The organism is Methylobacterium sp. 37f (genome assembly GCF_023093475.1).
Classification (GTDB): Bacteria; Pseudomonadota; Alphaproteobacteria; order Rhizobiales; family Beijerinckiaceae; genus Methylobacterium.
In genome coordinates, this window is sequence record NZ_JAGHKN010000020.1 from 58,246 (window position 1) to 77,993 (window position 19,748).

A 19,748-nucleotide genomic window follows, 5' to 3' on the forward strand; every position below is an offset into this window, starting at 1 on the left:
CCTCAGAAGTCGGGGGCTACTGGATTCACACGACTTTGACGAGACTAACTTCGCCGAGAGACCGTGTGATGGCGCTCACCTCCGGGTGTGCGCCTTCTCCGGACAATCCGCACAGCTCACACTGTCCCTCTCCTTCCAGGAGGCGGGACCGGCGCAGCCCGCGAGACGTGGGAATGCCGTCGAATCAAAGGAGGGGTGTGGAGTCCGGCGCCGGCACGCGATCCGTCGCGTCGGGCCGGCTTTCGCACCCGGCCGACCGGTCACAAGCGCACCTGCGGCGCGCCCGGGACGTTCCAGTGAAACAGGACGAGGTGCCACAGGCCCGGCGCCTTGCGCGACGGATCGATCAGGCCCTGCGCGCCCTGGGCGGCGATCCAGTCGCGGGCGCGCCAGGACGACGGCGCGCGACCTTCGGCAAGGTCCTGCTGCCAGTCGCCGAACGGCTCGCCGGCCATCGTCCGGACGCGTTGGGCGGCATCCGGGTCGCGCAGATCGAAGACGGCATCGGCCTGAACCCACAGGGTGAGAACGGATTTTTCCGGGTCCGTCGCCGTGGTGTGGGCGCGCATCGCCGCATCGATCCCGGCCCGCGATGCGCTGAGATACAGCGTGCGCTGATCCGGCCGCGAATATCGTCCCGCCCTCTGTGACCCGGACAGCGCCGCCCCGACATGAGCCGGCGCCACCGCACGATAGAAAGTGCCCGCGACCGAGCCGAGACCGCCAGGGGTCGGGCGGAACTCGGGCTGGGACGACTCGGGCTGTGACGACTCGGGCCGGGACGACTCAGGCCGGAACGACTCGGGGCAAGACTCGGAGGATGACAACGGATCCCTGACAAACGTTAGAAGCGCGGCTCGTCGCCGAACAGGTAATCGGGATCGCGGCGGCGCTGGCGCGGCCTGACCTCCTCGTCGTCGCCGAAGGGCGAGCGCTGGGTGCCCGGCCAGGGCTGGTAGGTCTCGGATTGCGCCCGGCGGTTGCGGCGCTGGCCGTAGGGATCGAGCAGATCCGCTTCGGACTGCGCCCGGCGCCGATCGTAGTCGGCGGGTGCCTGCGGCCGATCGTAATCGGGCTGCACCCGACGTCGCTCATCATCGGGCTGCGCCCGTCTGCCTCCATCGAGGCCGCCGAACAATCCGCCCGCCACATCGGGGGCGTCCTCTTCGGGGCCGAGATCGCCGTCCTCCGGGTCGGGTCGCATGGCGGTGCGGGTCTCGCGCGGCAGCAGCTTGTACTGGGTGTCGGCCATGCGGCCGTCCTTGATCCGGAAATGCTCCTGGAAGCCGCCGCCCGCGACCCGCTCGCCGCTGCGCGGATCGATGCTGGCGTCGGCGAGCGATTGCTGCGCCTCCGGCGAGGGCGGGGCGAGGGGGGTGCGCGGCACGCCGTTGGCCCAGGCCGCCTGCAGGATGGTGCCGGCGATCGGCACCGCGAGGTGTCCGCCGGTCTGGCCGCGCCCCAGGGTCTTGCGGGTGCCGTCGGCGTTGTCGTAGCCGACCCAGACCACGATGGTGATCTCGTTGGTGAAGCCCGCGAACCAGGCGTCGTTCTCGTTCTCAGAGGTTCCGGTCTTGCCGGCGATCGACGCGGAGAACCGGGCCAGGGCCGCGGCGGTGCCGTGGTTGGTCACCCCCTGCAGCATGGTCTTGAGCTGGTAGAACGCCACCCGGTCCGCCGAGGCGATGCGCGTCGGCGCCCGGGTCTCGCGGGTGTAGAGCGCCTTGCCGTCGCGCTCGACCGATTCCAGCGCGTAGGGCGCCGGCCGGGCACCCTCGTTGGCCACCGCCGCGTAGAACGCGGCCAGATCCACCATGCGCACCGGCTGCGCCCCGAGCACGAAGGGATAATAGCGCTCGCATTCGGCGTAGATCTGCGCCTCCAGGGCGAGGTCGCAGACCTTTTGCAGGCTGGCCGGGGCCTTGTCGGCGATGCCGCCCTGGAGCAGGCGTGCGGTGACGAGGTTCTTCGAGAATTCGAGGCCGCGCCGCAGCGTCGTGGCCCCGGCGCCCATGCCCTCGTAGTTCTTGGGCGACCACGAGTCGCCGATTCCGCCGATGGGCGGCAGGGTGATGGCGGAATCGAGCACCAGGGTGTTGGGCTGCAGGCCGGCGTTGAGCGCGGCCAGATAGGTCAAGGGCTTCAGGGTCGAGCCCGGCTGGCGCACGGTCTGGGTGACGCGGTTGAGCTGGCTCAGCGGGTAGGAGAAGCCACCCGCCATGGCGAGGATGCGCCCGGTGCGGTTCTCCAGCACCAGGGCGGCGCCCTGAACGCTCGGGCGGACCCGCAGGTCGGCCCGGAGTGCCTTCGCGTTCGGATCGCGCAGCTTCATCCGCACCACGTCGTAGGGCTGAAGCTTGCCGCGGGCCGGGCCGGGCTCCAGGCTCGCGGTGCGTCCGTCGGCGAGGCCGACCTTGGCGCTGCCGCCGCGCCCGGTCTCGAGCACCACCGCCAGCGGCCAGTGCACATCGTAGAGCGCGGGCCTGGCCGTCTCCAGCGCCCGTTGCCAGGCCGGTTTCGGACGTTCGACCCTGGGGGCGGCCTTCTCGGCAGCGGCCGCGACCTTGCGCTCGGCCCGGGTTTTCGGAGCCGGCGCGGGCTTGGCCGCATCGCCGACGAGCAACGGTACGCCGAGGGGCGAGGCCTCGGCGGCCGGGGCCGCACCTTCGAGCTTGCGCACGGCCTCGGCGAGGTTGAGTTCCGGCCCCTCGTAGCGGGCGCGGCCGGTCGATCGCTCGTAGGTGGCGAGCCCCTCCTGCAGCGCCGTCTCGGTGGCGGTCTGGAGGCCGGCATTGATGGTGGAGCGCACCACGTGGCTGGCGGCGGTGAGCGACTCCACCCCCGCGAAGGTCCGCACCTCGCGGGCCAGGTGATCGACGAAGTAGAAGCCCGAATCGCGCCGGGCCGCCTCGATCGGCTTGAGGCCGAGGGGCGCATTGGCGGCCTCGCCGAGCTGCGCCTCGGTGATGACGCCCTCCTCCTTCATCCGCGCCAGCACGTAGGCCCGGCGCTCGCGCGCCCGGTCGGGGTACTTGTCGGGGCTGTAGAAGTTCGGGCCCTTGGGCATGCCGGCGAGGAGCGCGGCCTCCGGCACGGTGAGCTGGCCCACCGATTTGCCGAAGTAGCTGCGCGCCGCCATCTCGATGCCGTAGGCGCCGCGACCGAGATAGATGCCGTTGAGGTAGAGTTCGAGGATCTGCGGCTTGCCCAGGATATGCTCCAAGCGGGAGGCCACGATCATCTCGCGGATCTTGCGCTCGTAGGTGACGTCGTCGCCGACCGAGAGGTTCTTGACCACCTGCTGGGTGATGGTGGAGCCGCCGGCCGGGCGCCCGGGGGAGGCGAGATTGCCGATGAAGGCGCGGATCACGCCGCGCTCGTCGATGCCCTTGTGGCTCTCGAAGCGCTTGTCCTCGGCCGCCACGAAGGCTTGTCGGACCATCGCGGGCACCTCGGCGATCGGCACGCTGAGACGCCGGCCATTGGCCTCGAAGGCCTCGGCGTAGCGCTTGCCCGATCCGTCGAGGATCAGGGACGCGCCGGGAAGCTTGCGCTCCTTCAGGGCCTCGGCCGAGGGCAGGTCCGCCACCGCCTTGTTGTAGAAGGCGATGACCTCGGCCGCATCGAAGGGCGAATCCTTGGGTGTCTCGCCCTTGCAGAACTGGCGGTAGCTGACGTTCAGTTCGCCGATGTCGAGGCCGTGCAGGATTTTGGGCGCGCTCTCACCGGCCACGGCGGACGGGTCCTCCATGGCGGTGGAGATCAGTTCGTCGAGGTTGATGTCCTCGATGTCGAAGGCCTTGCGCATGTGGGCGCAGCCGTCGCGCAGGATCTGCACCACCTGGGCCTTGTCGGCCACCGGATCGAACTGCGTCTTCACCGAATCCGGCCGCGTCGTGACCTGACTGAGCGTCAGCGCCGTCGCAAACAGCTTGATCAGAATGATGTTCATGCGGGCCGGGCTACCGGAGGTTGGGTCGTGTCGCACAACGGCCGCACGGTCCGAAGCGAGACCGCCGGCGCCAGCGCGGCAGATGCACCGCACAACGCGGCTGATTTAAGATGGTGGACGCGAGCGGATGCCGGCATCCGAGGCGATCGCCGTCCCGTCCCCGCAATCGGCCGGGACCGTCCCAGTCCGCCGGCAGGCGTGAGTGCCCAGCCCCTACTTGTTGCGCCCCAGCAGCACGAGCCAGCCGATGCCGATCACGCAGACCACCGCGCCGACGGTGATGAAGGCCGGGGTGCCGAGGTCCATGAAGCGCGGGGCGAGCTGCGTCGCGAAGGCGGCGACGATGAGCGCCACCGCGATGCGGGCGGCGGCGCGCTCGATGCCGCGGGTCAGCTTCTCGATGCCCTTCAGCTCGATCTCGACGGTGACGCGGCCCTGCTTCAGGCGCACCAGCATGAGGTGAATCAGGGTCGGCAGCTCGGAGGCGGCGCCGAACAGGCCGGCCCCCACCGCCTCGACCTTGCGGGTGATGCCCTTGATCGAGAACTGCGAGGCGAGCTTGCGCTTCACGGTCGGTCCGGCGGCCGAGAACAGGTCGAAGCCGGGGTCGAGCTGGCGCATCACGCCGTCGGCGGTGACCAGGCCCTTGAACAGGATGGCCAGATCGGTGGGCATGGCGAGGTCGTTCTCGCGCGCCATGGTCATGAAGTCGGTGAGCAGGGCGCCGAAATCGAGGGAGGCGCCGGTGTGGCGCGCCACGAAGGCCTGCGACGAGGCCTCGAGCTTGGTCAGGTCCGGGTTGCTCGAGCCGCTCCAGTCGAGGAGCACGGCCATCAGCCCGTCGGAATCCTCCTTGAGCATGGCGCCGATCAGCATCAGGAGCTGGGTCCGGCGGCGCTGGGACAGGCGCCCGATGATGCCGAAATCGATGAAGCCGATCCGGTTGTCCGGCATGATCAGCATGTTGCCGGGATGCGGATCGGCGTGGAACACGCCCTCGATCAGGGCCATCTGCAGGAAGGCGTCGGTGCCCTTCTGGGCCAGCAGCACCTTGTCGTAGCCCGCCGCGTCGAGCCGGGGATGGTCGTTGGGTGGGATGCCGTGCACGAATTCCTGCACCAGCACGCGCTCGGAGGTCCATTCCCAGTGGATCTTGGGCACCACGATATCGTCGCGGTCGGCGAAGATCGCCGCGATGGTCTCGCAGTTGCGCGCCTCGTTGATCAGATCGAGTTCGCCGTAGAGGCCGCTGGCCAGATGGCGCATCTGTTCCTGGGGCTGGTAGCGCCCGAATTCCGGCCACTCGTCCACGACGATGCGGGTGGCGTGGCCCATCAGGCGCAGGTCCGCCTCGATGATCTTGCGCAGGCCGGGGCGCAGCACCTTCACCACCACTTCCTCGCCGGTCTGCAGGCGGGCGCGGTAGACCTGCGCGATGGAGGCGGCGGCGAGCGGCGTGGTGTCGAACTCGGCGAAGATCTCCGAGGCCGGGCCGCCGAGGTCCTCCTCGAGCTGGGGCCGGATGCGCTCCCACGGGATCGGCGAAACCTGACTGTGAAGCTTCTCCAGCTCCTCGGTCCATTCCGGGGTCAGGAGGTCGGGCCGGCTCGCCAGGATCTGGCCGAGCTTGACGAAGGTCGGCCCCAGGGTCTCGATCGCCCGGCGCACCCGCTGGGGCTGCGACAGGCGGGCGATGTCGACCTGCGGCGTCCGGCGCTTGGCCAGCCGCGCGACCTGGGCGAGGCCCAGGCGCTCGACCACCTTGGTGACACCGAATCCGATGAGGACGGACGCGATCTCCCCGAGGCGCTGCCGGTCCCGTGCGGCGACGAAGGCGGTTTTCAGCATGTGCGCAAGGGACCCGGGTCGGGGGAGGGGGAGCCGGCCGAGTGGGCGGCCGGATCGTGGTTAAGGCCCCGCTAGTCCCGTGGCGAGGCCGAAGTTTGGCGGAGGTGACGATGGCGGCGCGGCGGATTCGCGCCAACGGCGATCTCGGGCTAGACAGGCGGCCACCGGCGCCGCCGCGGCGCCACACCTCCCCGCGTCAACCCTGCGCCGACCCGGCACCGCCCCGGCGCCATCCCGCGAGACCCCTGATGCCAGGCACGCCCCGCGCCGGAATCATCCCGGTGACCCCCTTCCAGCAGAACTGCACCCTGATCTGGTCGGACGAGACCAAGGTCGGCGCCGTGGTCGATCCGGGCGGCGACCTCGACCGGATCACGGCGGCGATCGCCGACCAGGGCATCACCATCGAGAAGATCCTGCTCACCCACGGCCATATCGACCATGCGGGCGGGGCGGCCGAATTGCGCGACCGCCTCGGCGTGCCGATCGAGGGCCCGCACGAGGCCGACCGCTACCTCCTCGACAGCCTGCCCGAAACCGGCGCCAATTACGGGATCGACGGCGCCCGGGTGGTGACGCCCGACCGCTGGCTCGGCGACGGCGATGTGGTCGAGGTCGGCGGCCTGACCTTCGACATCCTGCACGCCCCCGGCCATTCCCCCGGCAGCGTGGTGTTCATGAGCCGCGACGCGCGCTTCGCCCTGGTGGGCGACGTGGTGTTCAAGGGCTCCGTCGGCCGCACCGACCTGCCGGGCGGCAGCCACGAGCAGCTGATCCGGGCGATCAAGGACAAGGTCCTGCCGCTCGGCGACGACGTCGCCTTCATCCCCGGCCACGGCCCCACCAGCACGCTGGGCGAGGAGCGGATGACGAACCCGTTCCTGCAGGATTGAGGCTTGGTGCGATTGAGGCTCGGCAGAATCGAAGCCCGGCAGGCCTGAGAGTCCGCGGGATTCGCGCGTCGGAGACCCGCTCGTAGCACCCCGTCATCCCGGGGCCGCGTAGCGGAACCCGGGATCCAGAAACGCAGGTGGCGCAAGACGTTGCACCGTCAGCGGCTCTGGATTGCACGTCCCCGGCGCCCGCCTTCGGGGCCGGGCTCGCCTGCGGCGCCCCGGAAGGACGGAGTGGTGCCATCCGTGATCGCCCTGCCTGCTACGAGGGGGGGGGAACCGTGCCCGTGTCCCCGTCCGTCCCCGGCGCACACACCCCGTATCCGGACCGATCGACGAACGCCGCAACTGGGGTGGAGGGCGCCGCCGTGGCGCCTGCGAGGCGGCCTTGACCGATCGTTAAAGCCGACCGCCCATCATCCCGTCGTTTCCGGGCTCGCAAAGCGCCGGAAACGATGCATTCTCAACGCGAAACGCCTATATTGCGTGAGCAAGTACGAAACGCAGGCGCGCGGGGGTCCGGCCTGGGCCGACAGCTCAGCCCAAGTGCCCGCCTGCCCGAGGAAGTTCATGTCCGACAGCTCCCACAATCTCGCCGCCGATGCCTACGGCGCGGAATCCATCCGGGTCCTCAAGGGGCTCGACGCCGTGCGCAAGCGCCCCGGCATGTATATCGGCGACACCGACGACGGCTCGGGCCTGCACCACATGGTCTACGAGGTGGTCGACAATGCCATCGACGAGGCGCTCGCGGGCCACGCGGACCTCGTCACCGTCACGCTGAACGCCGACGGCTCCGTCACGGTCTCCGACAACGGCCGCGGCATCCCCACCGACATCCACAAGGAAGAGGGGGTCTCGGCGGCCGAGGTCATCATGACCCAGCTCCATGCCGGCGGTAAGTTCGACCAGAATTCCTACAAGGTCTCCGGCGGCCTGCACGGCGTCGGCGTCTCCGTGGTCAACGCCCTGTCGCAATGGCTCCGCCTGCGCATCTGGCGCAACGACAAGGAGCACGCCATGGAGTTCCGCCACGGCGACGCGGTCTCGCCGCTGATCATCGTCGGCGACGGCAACGGCCGGCGCGGCACCGAGGTGTCGTTCCTGCCCTCCACCGACACCTTCACGATGATCGAGTTCGACTACGCGACCCTGGAGAAGCGCCTGCGCGAACTGGCCTTCCTGAATTCCGGCGTCCGGATCGTCCTCACCGATGCGCGCCACGCCGAGCACAAGCGCGAGGAGCTGTTCTACGAGGGCGGTATCGAGGCCTTCGTGCGCTACCTCGACCGCTCCCGCAAACCGATCGAGGGCATGCAGAAGCCCGTGATGGTGCGGGCCGAGCGCGACAACATCCGCGTCGAAGTCGCCTTGTGGTGGAACGACTCATTCAACGAGACCGTGCTGCCGTTCACCAACAACATTCCGCAGCGCGACGGTGGCACCCACATGGCGGGCTTCCGCGCCGCCCTCACGCGCCAGATCACCGGCTATTCGGAATCGTCCGGCATCGCCAAGCGCGAAAAGATCTCGCTCACCGGCGAGGATTGCCGCGAAGGCCTGACCGCCGTGATCTCGGTGCAGGTGCCGGACCCGAAATTCTCGTCGCAGACCAAGGACAAGCTGGTCTCCTCCGAGGTGCGCCCGGCCGTCGAGAACGTCCTCAACGAGGGCCTGTCGAACTGGCTCGAGGAGAACCCGACGCTGGCCCGCTCGGTGATGGCCAAGGTCATCATGGCGGCCTCGGCCCGCGAGGCGGCCCGCAAGGCCCGCGAGACCGTGACCCGCAAGGGCGTCCTCGACATCGCCTCCCTGCCCGGCAAGCTCGCCGATTGCCAGGAGCGCGATCCCTCGAAATGCGAAATCCTTCTGGTGGAGGGCGATTCCGCCGGCGGTTCGGCCAAGCAGGGCCGCGACCGGACCTTCCAGGCCGTGCTCCCGTTGCGCGGAAAAATCCTCAACGTCGAGCGCGTGCGCGCCGACCGGATGCTGTCCTCGGCCGAGATCGGCACGCTGATCACGGCGCTGGGCGCCGGCATCGGACGGTCATCGACTGACCGCGAGGGCTTCAATCCCGAAAAGCTGCGCTACCACCGCATCATCATCATGACGGATGCCGACGTCGACGGCTCGCACATCCGCACCCTGCTGCTGACCTTCTTCTTCCGGCAGATGCCGGAGGTGATCGAGCGCGGGCACCTCTACATCGCCCAGCCGCCCCTCTACAAAGCCGCCAAGGGCAAGTCGGCGCTCTACCTCAAGGACGAGCGGGCGCTGGAGGATTACCTGATCGATGCCGGCGTCGAGGGCGCCGTGCTGCGGCTCGCCTCCGGCACCGAGTTCGGCGGCGCGCAGCTGAAGTCCCTGGTCGAGGAGGCCCGCCAGTTCCGCGGGCTGATGCAGGCGCTCCACACCCGCTACGACCGCGCCGTGGTCGAGCAGGCCCTGATCGCCGGCGCGTTCCGGACCAATGTCGACGAGAACGCGGCGGAGGCCGAGGGTCTGGCCGGGACGGTCGCCCGGCGCATGGACCGGATCGCCGACGACATCGAGCGCGGTTGGGAAGGTTCCGTCTCGGAAGGCGGCTACGTCCTCAGCCGCACCCTGCGCGGCGTGCGCCAGGTGGCGACCCTCGACGCCTCGCTCCTGGCTTCGCAGGAGGCCCGGCGCCTCGCCGACCGGGCGGAAGCCCTGCGGGAGATCTACGACGAGCCCGTCACCTACGCGCGCAAGGGCGACGAGACGACCCTGCACGGCCCCGTCGGCCTGTTCGAGGCGGTGATGGCCTTCGGCCGCAAGGGCCTGCAGCTCCAGCGCTACAAGGGCCTCGGCGAGATGACCGCCCAGCAGCTGTGGGAGACCACCCTCGACCGCGACGTGCGCTCGCTCCTCCAGGTCAAGGTCAAGGACACCCAGGACGCCGATGATCTGTTCGTGAAGCTGATGGGCGACGTGGTCGAACCCCGCCGCGAGTTCATCCAGGACAACGCGCTCAGCGTCGCCAACCTCGACGTGTAAAATCGGAGCTGGGCCAGCGCGCAGGAGCACCGGCGCACCACGGCGTGGCCGCCGGGTGTCGGCGCCTGTTCAAAAGGCGAGACCGCCGCGAGGGCCGGGCCCGTCGGGTTCCGCCTCGATCCACTGCCGTCTCGCATCCGGCCGTTAGACCGGGTCCGGTGCCGGCTCTATCGCGCAGATGCTTGGGCCTCATCGCCGTCGCGCGACACGGCGAAAGCCTGGACCCTACGCCGTGACGATCCGGTCCGGCTGGTGCGCATAATCCTCGCACAGGAGGCGCTCCGTGCGCCGCAACGGCTTCTCGGCGGCGCCGCTTTCGCGTCCAACCCAGGCCGCGCCGTGAGAATTCCCTGTCGGCACCCGTGATCGGCCGCCATTCCGGCAATGGCTCTCCCGGGGAAAATCTCTGAGCAGAACGCCACGGAAACGCCACGCCGGACGGGCTCGCCCCACCTCCGCTCTGCGGGTTGCCTAGCGGGTGATCCGCTTCGGGGCGATCGGGTCGCTGGCCGGGAAGGTTTCCTCGATCGCCTCGTCCAGAAGCCGTTCCTGACGGGCGCGAAGGTCCGCGTCGGGCGTCCATGGTCCGGGCGCCCGTTCGGCGGCCAGATCCGCGCGGGACCGACCCTGCGACCGGTCCGGATGGTCCTGCGGCGCTGGTCCGGTCCCGGACATCCTCGCGCCGTCGTCTCGCGGGGCGGGGGCAATCTCGCGCAGCGGCGGTTGTTCGGCGACGCGCGTCCACCGCTGCCTGCGACGCATTCCGGGCCATCCGGCAAGGCTCGCCGCCGCGAGGCCTAATCCGGCGAGGCCCACGGCGACGATCACGACCGGCCGGACACCCAGGCGCCGGGCCGTCCGGTCCAGCGCGACTTCGAACGCGCCCGCGGCATTGACGGCCACCGGGACGATCTGCGTATCGAGAAACATCTTTGGCACCGATGGTCGAGCGGGCTTCTTCAGCAGATAGTCTTGGGTAATCATGACGACAACCTTCGTTAAGCCCAGAGCATAATCTCTCGAACAAACGCCAAGTTTCGAACAAACGCCAAGGCGGCGGGTTGGAGGTGCAACCTGGGCAGGCGGGCAATGTTTCCCGGCTCCGACGGGGAAGGTCGATCCGGCCGGTCGGCCTCGGCCCCAGCGCGTCGTTCAGGTCGCGGCGACAGGGAGATCATTCGTTGAAAAAGCCCGTTTTCAAGCCCTACCGCATGCCCTCCGGTGGATGGGGGTCGGCCCGTTCGGTCGGCAACATCCTGAGGCGCGAGGGTGTGCTGGCGAGCGTCCCGATCGCGCTGACCCGCCACAACAAGGTCGACGGCTACCAGTGCACCAGCTGCGCCTGGGTGAAGCCCGCGAACCCGCTGCCGTTCGAGTTCTGCGAGAACGGCGTCAAGGCGGTGGCCTGGGAACTGACCGCGCATCGCTGCACGCCGAAGTTCTTCGCCGAGCACACCGTCACCGAGCTTCGGGGCTGGGACGATTACCACCTCGAACAGCCGGGGCGCCTGACCCATCCGCTTCGCTACGACGCCAGCAGCGACAAGTACGTGCCGGTCTCCTGGGGGCATGCCCTCGATGAGATCGCCCGCGAACTGCGCGCCGTCGACGATCGCCAAAAGGGCACCGTGTTCTACAGCTCGGGCCGCCTGTCGAACGAGGCGAGCTATCTCTATCAGCTCTTCGCCCGGCTCTACGGCAACAACAATCTGCCGGACTCGTCCAACATGTGCCACGAGACCACCTCGGTGGCGCTGCCCGCCAGCATCGGCCAGCCGGTCGGGACGGTCAATCTGGAGGATTTCGGCAAGACGGACTGCATCCTGTTCTTCGGCCAGAATCCGGGCAGCAACGCGCCCCGCATGCTCCATCCGCTTCAGGAGGCGAGCGAGCGCGGCGTCCCGATCATCACCTACAACCCCTTGCGCGAGCGCGGGCTGGAACGGTTCCTGAACCCGCAATCACCGACCGAGATGCTGACCGGCAAGGACACCCGGATCAGTTCGCAATATCACCAGGTCAAGGCCGGCGGCGACCTCGCGGCCCTCGCCGGCATCTGTAAATCCGTGCTGGAGGCGCACGAGGCCTCGCGGACGACGGGCGGTCCGGGGGTGCTGGACGAGGCCTTCATCGCCGAGCACACCCACGGCTTCGACACCTTCGCCGACTGGCTCCGCGCGCAGAATTGGGACGAACTGGAACGGCGCTCGGGCCTGCGCCGAGCCGACATGGAGGCGACCGCCACCGTCTACGGCCGCTCGCACGCCGTGATCGGTGTCTACGGCATGGGGCTGACGCAGCACCGGGCCGGGGTCGAGACCGTGCAGATGCTGGTCAATCTCCTGCTGATGCGCGGCAATCTCGGCCGCGTCGGCGCCGGCATCTGCCCGATCCGCGGCCATTCCAACGTGCAGGGCCAGCGCACGGTGGGGATCACCGAGAAGCCCGAGCTGTTTCCCCTGGACCGGCTCGGTGCGCAGTTCGGCTTCGAACCGCCACGGGAGGCCGGCTACAACACGGTCGAGGCCTGCGAGGCGATCCTCAAGGACGAGGTCCAGGCCTTCTTCATGCTGGGCGGCAACTTCGTCCGGGCGATCCCCGATCACGGCCAGATGGAGCCGGCCTGGCGCCGCCTGCGCCTCACCGTCAACGTGATCACCAAGCTCAATCGCTCGGCCCTGCTGCCGGGCGAGATCAGCTACATCCTGCCGGTGATCAGCCGCATCGAGATCGACGAGACGAAGATGGGGCAGCAGGTCCTCTCGATGGAGGACACCTCCGCCTGCATCCACGGCAATCGCGGCGTGCGCCGGCCGGCCTCGCCCCACCTCATCAGCGAGATCCGGCTCATCTGCGAGCTGGGCCGGCGGGTGCTCGACCCCAATCCACGGGTGCTCTGGGACGTCTGGCAGGAGGATTACGCCGAGATCCGCAAGGCGATCGGCGAGACGCTGCCCGAGTCGTTCTGGGACTACGAGCGGCGGATGTGGGAGCCGGGCGGTTTCCAGCGTGACCTGCCGGCGCGCAAGCGCCAGTGGCACACCGAGACGGGCCGGGCCAACATCGTGACGCCCGGCGGCCTCGACGAGGATGCGGACATGCCGACGGTGGGGCACGACGTGCTGCGCCTGATCACGCTGCGCTCGAACGACCAGTTCAACACCACGGTCTACGGCTACGACGACCGCTTCCGGGGCATCAAGAACACCCGCAAGGTGGTGCTGATGAACCGCTCGGACATCGACCGGCTCGGGCTGAAGATCGGCCAGGCCGTGACCCTGAAGACGGTGGCGGACGACGGCATCGACCGCCGGCTCTCCGGCATGCTCGTCGTCGCCTACGACATCCCCATCGGCTGCATCGGCGGCTACTATCCGGAATGCAACGTGCTTCTGCCGATCTGGCATTACGCGATCGGCAGCAAGACCCCGGCGGCCAAGACCATCCCGGTCACCGTGCAGGCCGACGACGACCGCGTGCTCGCGCCGCAACTGGAATACGCGACCGGCTGAGAGCGGGATCGCGACGAATGCCGCGGGGGAGGCGGCAAGGCAGGCGCGAAAGGCAGGCGCGAACAGGTCACACGCGAACAGGTCACGCCAGCACATCACCAGCCGGCATGATCGATCCGAGGCGATCGGGGCAGTCATCGCAGCCGTGATGGCACGACCTTGACAGTGAAATCCATGAAGAAACTGCTCTTTCTCAGGCGAAAGAACCGATTATAACATGCGTTAAATCGGTATTTTATCGAACATTGGGGAAGCGTCGGACACAACACCATCAGACACTGAGGGATAACAAACGCATACCCTTTGGATTACGGTCGCGGACATCGCCTGTTTGTCTGCCGGCCTGCTCTGATGCTGCCGGCGTTCTGGGAGCCGCATCCATGAACGCCCGTCTTAGCCTCGTTCCCGCTACTCCGGTCAGGACGGCCGAGCCTGACCCCGGTCGCAACCCGCTCGTCCGGAAGCTCCGAAGTCTGGTGAACCTGAATGCGGCGGATGTCGCGGCCCTGGAGGAGATCAGTCTCCCGCCGCGGCTGCTCGGGCCGCGCGTCGACCTCATCCGCAGCGAGGAGGGATCGGGGGATGCCGTCATGCTGCTCGAAGGCTTCGCCTGCCGCTACAAGCAGCGTCAGGCCGGCCAGCGTCAGATCATGGCGTACCTGTTGCCGGGCGATCTCTGCGATGTCGATGCGTCCTATCTCGGTCGCATGGATCATGCGGTGGGGACCCTGGCCTCCTCCGTCGTGGTCCGTATCCCCCGCCAGGCCCTGGCGGATCTGGTCGCCCGCCACCCCAACATCGCGCAGGCGCTGCGCATAGCCAGGCTCTTCGAGGAGGCGACCACGCGCGAGTGGGTGGTGAATCTCGGCTGCCGCTCGGCCATGGAGCGGATGGCGCACCTCTTCTGCGAGCTTCTGACCCGCTTCCAGATGGTGGGCATGGCCGAGAGCGATTCCTGTCCCCTGCCGCTGACGCAGGCGGATCTCGGCGACACGCTGGGCCTCTCGAACGTCCACGTGAACCGCACGCTTCAGGAGCTGCGGCGCCAGGGTCTGGTCGAGCTCAGGGGCAAGAGCCTGCGGCTTCTCAAGGTGAGGCGCCTCCAGGAGATCGGGGAGTTCAACCCGGCCTATCTGCAGCCTGTCGACGGCGCGAAAGGCCATGCTGTCGTCGGGCTGGTCAGCGGGTTGGCCTGAGGCGCGGACAACCCCGTGCCGATTCCCCGCTTCCCGTCCCCGGCCGGTCGTTCAGCCGCGCGCGCACCCCGCGTCGCGCCGTGACCGCCGCCGTGGACATCGAGGCGCTTCGGAGCCGACTCGCGGCTCTCGAAGCGGCCCTGCGGGAGAAAGCCGGTATCGAAACCGCCCTTCGAGAGAGCGAAGCGCTTCGCCGCATCGCTCTCGAGGGCGGCCGCATGGGCACCTGGTGCTGGAACCTGCGCGAGCGGCTGATCTGGGGTGACGCGGCGTTCCTGGCGTTGTGGGGATTCCCGGCCGCCGAGGAGGCTCGCCCCCTCTCCGCCTTCACCGATCGCATGTCCCCGCAGGGGCAGATCGCAATGCACGAGATGGTGACCCGCGCCATCGCCAACCGTGAGGAGTTCGACGGCCTGCTGGAGGTCGTCGCGGGACCCGCCCGGGGGCGCTGGGTGCGCTGGCGCGGCGTTGCCGAGGCGGAGCGGCCCTGGATCGTCAACGGCGTGAGCTTCGATGTCACGGAGGAGCACCGATTCGACGAGCGGCTTCGCGCGAGCGAAGCACGGCAGGCGTTCCTGCTGCGCCTCTCCGACACGCTGCGCCTCCACACCGATCCGAACGCGGTCATCGCGATGGTCACGGCGGCCCTCGGCCAGCATCTCGGCGCCGGCCAGGTCACCTATGCGGAGGCCGACCCCTCCGGCGATCACGTCACGGTCACGCGGGATTGGAACGATGGCACCATCCCGAGCAACGTCGGCCGCCACCGTCTTGAGGATTTCGGCGCAGCCTTCATCGCGGAACTGCGGCAGGGACAGACCGTCGCCATTCCGGATGTGGCGCTCGATCTCCGCACCGCACCGGCGCGCGCGGCCTTCGCTCGGATCTCGGTCGCCAGCCTCGTCGACGTGCCGCTCGTCAAGACCGGCCGCCTCGTCGCCGTGCTGGCGGTCCACAGCCGCGCTCCGCGGGACTGGTCGCCCCACGATATCGCGCTCATCGAGGAAGTGGCCGAGCGCACCTGGGCCTCGGTCGAACGGGTCCAGGCCGAGACGGCCCTGCGGGAGAGCGAGGGCCGTCTGGCCGCGGACCTCGCCGGCATGCGGCGGCTGCACGATCTGCAATCCCGGATCTCCGACACGGCGGATTTCGAGGCGGCTCTGGACGAGATCCTGGCCGCCGCCGTCGCGTTCACGAAGACGGATCGTGGCGTCATCCAACTGGTCGCCAACACCGGAGAAACCCTGGAGATCGTGCGCGCGCTCGGCTACGAGCCCGACGCCCCGGTCATCGAACGCTTCCGCCAGGACAGCTTCACCGAGGGCTGCGAACTCGCCTGCGTCCGCCGGCAGCAGCTGGTGGTGGCCGATATGGCGGACATTCCCGGCTTCGCGGGGACGCCGGACGGTGACCTCGTCGCCGCTTCGGAGGTGCACGCCTTCCAGTGCACCCCCATGATCAGCCGGAAGGGCGATCTCGTCGGCGTCCTGAGCACCCAGTTCCGCCAGCCCCACCGCCCGAGCGACGACGCCTTGCGGCTGGTCGACCTGCTCGCCTGGACGGCGGCCAACTACATCGCTCGCCACCGCGGCGACGAAGCGCTGCGGGAGAGCGAGGCGCGGTTTCGACAATTCGCCGAGGCCTCCTCCGAGGTTCTCTGGATCCGGGACGCCACCACCCTCGAATGGGAGTATCTGAGCCCTGCCTTCGAGGCCATCTACGGCCTGTCCGTCACCGATGCGCTCACCGGCGACACCTTCCGCAACTGGACCGACCTGATCGTCGCGGACGATCGCGAAACGGCGGCGGCCTGCATCCAGCGCGTCCGTGAAGGCGGGCATGCCACCTTCGAGTACCGGGTACACCGCCCCGACGGCGGTCTGCGCTGGCTCAGGAACACCGATTTTCCGATGCGGGGGCCTAGCGGAGCCGTCGAACGCGTCGGCGGCGTCGGCCAGGACGTCACCGAGCTGAAGCGGGTCGAGGCCGCGCTGCGGGAGAGCGAAGGGCGGCTGCGCACGCTGATGGAGGGCATCCCCCAACTGGTCTGGCGCTCCCGCGACGAGGGTGACTGGACCTGGGCGGGGCCGCAATGGCTCGCATTCACGGGCCAGAGCCAGGAGGCGTCCCACGGCCTCGGCTGGCTGGACGCGGTCCATCCCGACGACCGCGAGGCGAGCCTGCGGGCATGGGACGAAGCGCGCCCGCACGGCCGGCTCGACACGGAGTTCCGCGTCCGGCGGGCGAGCGACGGGGCCTACCTGTGGCATCGCACCCGCTCGGTCCCGGTGCGCGACCCGTCGGGGCACATCCTGGAATGGCTCGGCACGACGACCGACGTCGACGACCTGCGCCGGCTGCAGGAGGAGCAGACCGTCATGGTTGCCGAGCTGCAGCACAGGACGCGCAACCTGATCGCGGTGGTCCGCTCCATCGCGCAACAGACCATGACCCAGACCGGCCCCGGCGAGGATTTTCGCGAGCAGTTCAACGCCCGGCTCGGGGCGCTGTCGCGCGTCCAGGGGCTGCTCTCCCGGGCGCAGAGCGAGCCGATCACGATCGGCCAGCTCGTCCGGCTGGAGCTCGATGCGCTCGGCGCCCGGACCGAGGGTCATATCGCGCTTGAGGGGCCGGAGGTGCTTCTGCGCCCTTCGATGGTGCAGACGCTGGCGCTGGCGCTGCACGAGCTGGCCACCAATGCCCGCAAATACGGTGCGCTGAGCACCGAGGGTGGCCGGCTCGCAGTGCGCTGGTCCGTCAAGGAATCCGAGGACGAAGGCCGGCGCCTCGTGCTGGCATGGATGGAGCACGACATCGGCCATTCCACGGAGGAGCGTTCCAGCCGGCGCGGCTACGGGCGGGAGCTGATCGAGCGGGCGTTACCCTACGCGCTGCAGGCCCGGACGCGCTACGAACTCGGGGCGACGGAGCTGCACTGCTCGATCGACCTGCCCCTCACCGAACGAACCAGGAAGGTCAGCCCATGAGTCGCGTCAGTTCCATGAATCCAACCCATCCGACCCATCCAACCCATCCGGCCGGTGCCTCGCATTCCGCCGCTCCCTCGCTCGCTGGCCGCCGCGTGCTGGTCGTGGAAGACGAGTACTTCATCGCGGACGACCTGCGTCATCAGTTGGAGGCCTGCGGGGCCGAGGTGCTGGGGCCGGTGCCGCGGGTGGGGGAGGCGCTGGCGCTGATCGCGGCGACGCCCGAGATCGACGCGGCGGTGCTCGACATCAACCTGCAAGACGAGACGGTCTACCCGGTGGCCGATGCCCTGCAGGCGCGCGGCGTGACGTTCCTGTTCGCCACCGGTTACGACAAGGCTGCCATCCCGAGCCGCTACGCCGGCGTGCGCCATTGCGAAAAGCCCCTCGAGCTGTCGATGGTCACCGACGCGCTCTTCGGCTGACGGGGCGCCCCGGAACGACTTCTTCCTTCAAAGCAGGGCAGCTTTCAGGGGAGGGCGGCTTTGAGGCGAAGGCCGCCGTCAAGGGAGGGCGGCTCCCGCGCAGATCCGGTCGGAGAGCGGCAGGATGATGGTGCAGGCGAGACCCGCCGGTTCGAAGCGCAGATCCGCGCGGGCCTTCAGCTCGTAGGGCAGTCCATCCTCGAGCAAGCCCAGGCCGAACCCCTTGCGCGGCGATGCGGCGACGGGCGGTCCCCCCTGCTCGCGCCATGTGACGACCAGGTTCGGCCACGGATCGGCGCTGACATGCCAGGACACGGTGATCCGCCCCTCCGCATGGCTGAGGGCCCCGAACTTGACCGCGTTCGTCGTCAGCTCATGGAAGACGAGACCGAGGGTCCCGGCGACCTGGGGCTGCAGCAGTACGGGCGGCCCCGACAGAGCGACCTGCAGGCCTTCCTGAGCCTGGGCCGACAGCAGCTCGTCCGAGATCAGCGCGTGGAGATCGAGCTTCGCCCGCGGATTGAGCGTCATCGCGCCCTGTACGCGGGCAAGCGCCGCCAGCCGCCCGTCGAGATGCATGGCGTAGTCCTCGACGCTCTCGCTGGTCTCGGCCGAGCGCTGCGCCACGGCACGCACCACGGCCAACATGTTGCGGACATGATGCTGGAGGTCGCGCGCGAGCTGATGCTGCTCGGTCTGCAGGGCGGTGTAGCGGGCCTCGGACTCGATCAACCGGCGCTCCGCGGCCGCCGCCTTCGCATTCGCCACGGCCAGAGCCTGCCGTAGGGTGGTGTCTTCGGCGTTCAACGTTGCCCCCGAAGGTTGCGCGCTAGCGGAAGATCCGAGCCGGTGCGGCTCGAGCAGAAGATCCGAGCCGGTGCGGCTCAGGCTTCCGAACCTGCCGGCAAAACACGGTGGGAGCGTGACGGCTCCATCAAGGCTCGGTGAAAAGGTCGGCCGCCGCGTTTCGCGCCGGGAACCCCGAACGTCAGGGCGAACACATCCCCCTCGATCCAACGACAGCCCGGTCTCGCCTCGGGCCCTTTGCCGAAAGTTTGTCAGGGATCAGTGGAAACCGGTTGTCCCGACCAGACAAACGAAAACAACAGACTCCAGGGAGTCCACCGGGCGAGCCGGGACCGCCGCGGGACTTGGGGTCATGAGGTTCAGGCGGTGACGGCGGCGCGGGCCGCTTCGATCAGTTCCTGGGCCAGCGTCTCGTCGTCGACGGCCCGGGCCAGCACGATGGCGCCGACCAGGGTCGACAAGGTCGCCAGGGAGCGCTGCCGCCGGCGCGCGCGGGCGGCTTTCGGCGACAGGTCGGCCAGGAGGGTGGCGAGCGCCTCGACCCCTCGGGTGAAGCGTGCACGCACGGGGCACCCCTTCGGCTCCCGCGCGACGTCGTTGGCGAGGGCCGCGAGGGGGCATCCTTTTCCGGGGGTCTGGACGTGGGCCTCCGAAAGGTAGTTCGCCAGAAGGGTCTCGGGACCGCCCCGGTACTCCTCGGCGATCGCGGCGTCGAACGCCTCGGCCGCCAGGGCCTCCTTGTTGGCGAACTGACCGTAGAAGCCGCCATGGGTCAGGCCGGCGGCCGCCATGATGTCGGCCACTCCGACGCCGTGCAGACCGCGCTCGCGGAACAGGGCCGAGGCGACCTCGACGACGCGCTGGCGATTCAGCCGGGCCTGCTCCTGGGATACCCTCGGCATCTGCCGCTCCTCGTCCGTCGCCACCCTCGTCTGCGCCCCCTCATATGGATGCGCGGCATCATTTAAAACAGCTTCCGCTCCCTTCGCCGATCGACCGGCCCGCGCGAGGGGGCACAAGCGTGGGCCGGTCGATGGACCGCGCGCGCCGATCGGGCCGCGCGATTCCGGAACGCCCCGCCCCGGACCGGAGGGCCGGGAGGGGTTCGAT

The 19,748-nt window shown here is 69.2% G+C and carries 12 protein-coding genes; 6 read left to right on the forward strand and 6 right to left on the reverse strand.

Annotated elements, in window-relative coordinates:
* Positions 1 to 260 precede the first annotated feature (260 nt).
* The 3 genes from J7U37_RS14885 to J7U37_RS14895 all read right to left on the reverse strand — a co-directional run bounded on the left by J7U37_RS14885 (position 261) and on the right by J7U37_RS14895 (position 5,800).
* On the reverse strand, positions 261 to 686 hold the full coding sequence (locus tag J7U37_RS14885; RefSeq protein ID WP_247636233.1) for an RES family NAD+ phosphorylase: 426 nt from the start codon (positions 684 to 686) through the stop codon (positions 261 to 263).
* A gap of 158 nt (positions 687 to 844) precedes the next feature.
* Positions 845 to 3,952, reverse strand: coding sequence for a transglycosylase domain-containing protein (locus J7U37_RS14890; protein WP_247636223.1), 3,108 nt, complete (start codon positions 3,950 to 3,952; stop codon positions 845 to 847).
* Between the two features lie 213 nt (positions 3,953 to 4,165).
* The gene (locus J7U37_RS14895) at positions 4,166 to 5,800 is read right to left on the reverse strand and encodes an AarF/UbiB family protein (RefSeq protein WP_056183618.1); all 1,635 of its coding nucleotides are present in this window, start codon (positions 5,798 to 5,800) and stop codon (positions 4,166 to 4,168) included.
* A 248-nt stretch (positions 5,801 to 6,048) separates the two neighbouring features.
* On the opposite strand from J7U37_RS14895, the gene J7U37_RS14900 reads away from it, so the two are divergent.
* Positions 6,049 to 6,693, forward strand: a complete 645-nt coding sequence (locus tag J7U37_RS14900) for an MBL fold metallo-hydrolase (RefSeq protein ID WP_056183620.1) — start codon at positions 6,049 to 6,051, stop codon at positions 6,691 to 6,693.
* 570 nt (positions 6,694 to 7,263) lie between these two features.
* The gene (gene gyrB, locus J7U37_RS14905; protein WP_056183622.1) at positions 7,264 to 9,711 is read left to right on the forward strand and encodes a DNA topoisomerase (ATP-hydrolyzing) subunit B; all 2,448 of its coding nucleotides are present in this window, start codon (positions 7,264 to 7,266) and stop codon (positions 9,709 to 9,711) included.
* 471 nt (positions 9,712 to 10,182) lie between these two features.
* Here the strand turns inward: gyrB and J7U37_RS14910 are convergent, their stop codons facing one another.
* Positions 10,183 to 10,695, reverse strand: coding sequence for a hypothetical protein (locus tag J7U37_RS14910; protein WP_247636224.1), 513 nt, complete (start codon positions 10,693 to 10,695; stop codon positions 10,183 to 10,185).
* Between the two features lie 227 nt (positions 10,696 to 10,922).
* Here J7U37_RS14910 and J7U37_RS14915 point away from each other — a divergent pair, with 227 nt between their 5' ends.
* The 4 genes from J7U37_RS14915 (at position 10,923) to J7U37_RS14930 (ending at position 17,831) form a co-directional block, all read left to right on the forward strand.
* Entirely contained in the window at positions 10,923 to 13,223 is a 2,301-nt protein-coding gene (locus J7U37_RS14915) for an FdhF/YdeP family oxidoreductase (protein WP_247636234.1), read from the forward strand.
* A 380-nt stretch (positions 13,224 to 13,603) separates the two neighbouring features.
* Complete coding sequence (locus J7U37_RS14920; RefSeq protein ID WP_247636225.1) at positions 13,604 to 14,419, forward strand: Crp/Fnr family transcriptional regulator; 816 nt, start codon at positions 13,604 to 13,606, stop codon at positions 14,417 to 14,419.
* A gap of 80 nt (positions 14,420 to 14,499) precedes the next feature.
* Positions 14,500 to 17,406, forward strand: coding sequence for a PAS domain-containing protein (locus tag J7U37_RS14925; RefSeq protein WP_247636226.1), 2,907 nt, complete (start codon positions 14,500 to 14,502; stop codon positions 17,404 to 17,406).
* Positions 17,403 to 17,831 (forward strand): response regulator, encoded by a 429-nt coding sequence (locus J7U37_RS14930; RefSeq protein WP_247636227.1) that lies wholly within the window; start codon positions 17,403 to 17,405, stop codon positions 17,829 to 17,831. Before J7U37_RS14925 ends, J7U37_RS14930 begins: the two co-directional genes overlap by 4 nt.
* A 78-nt stretch (positions 17,832 to 17,909) precedes the next feature.
* Here J7U37_RS14930 and J7U37_RS14935 read toward each other — a convergent pair whose 3' ends face one another.
* On the reverse strand, positions 17,910 to 18,638 hold the full coding sequence (locus J7U37_RS14935; protein ID WP_056487908.1) for a sensor histidine kinase: 729 nt from the start codon (positions 18,636 to 18,638) through the stop codon (positions 17,910 to 17,912).
* A 359-nt stretch (positions 18,639 to 18,997) separates the two neighbouring features.
* Positions 18,998 to 19,540, reverse strand: coding sequence for a TetR family transcriptional regulator (locus J7U37_RS14940; protein WP_056183658.1), 543 nt, complete (start codon positions 19,538 to 19,540; stop codon positions 18,998 to 19,000).
* Positions 19,541 to 19,748: the final 208 nt, after the last annotated feature.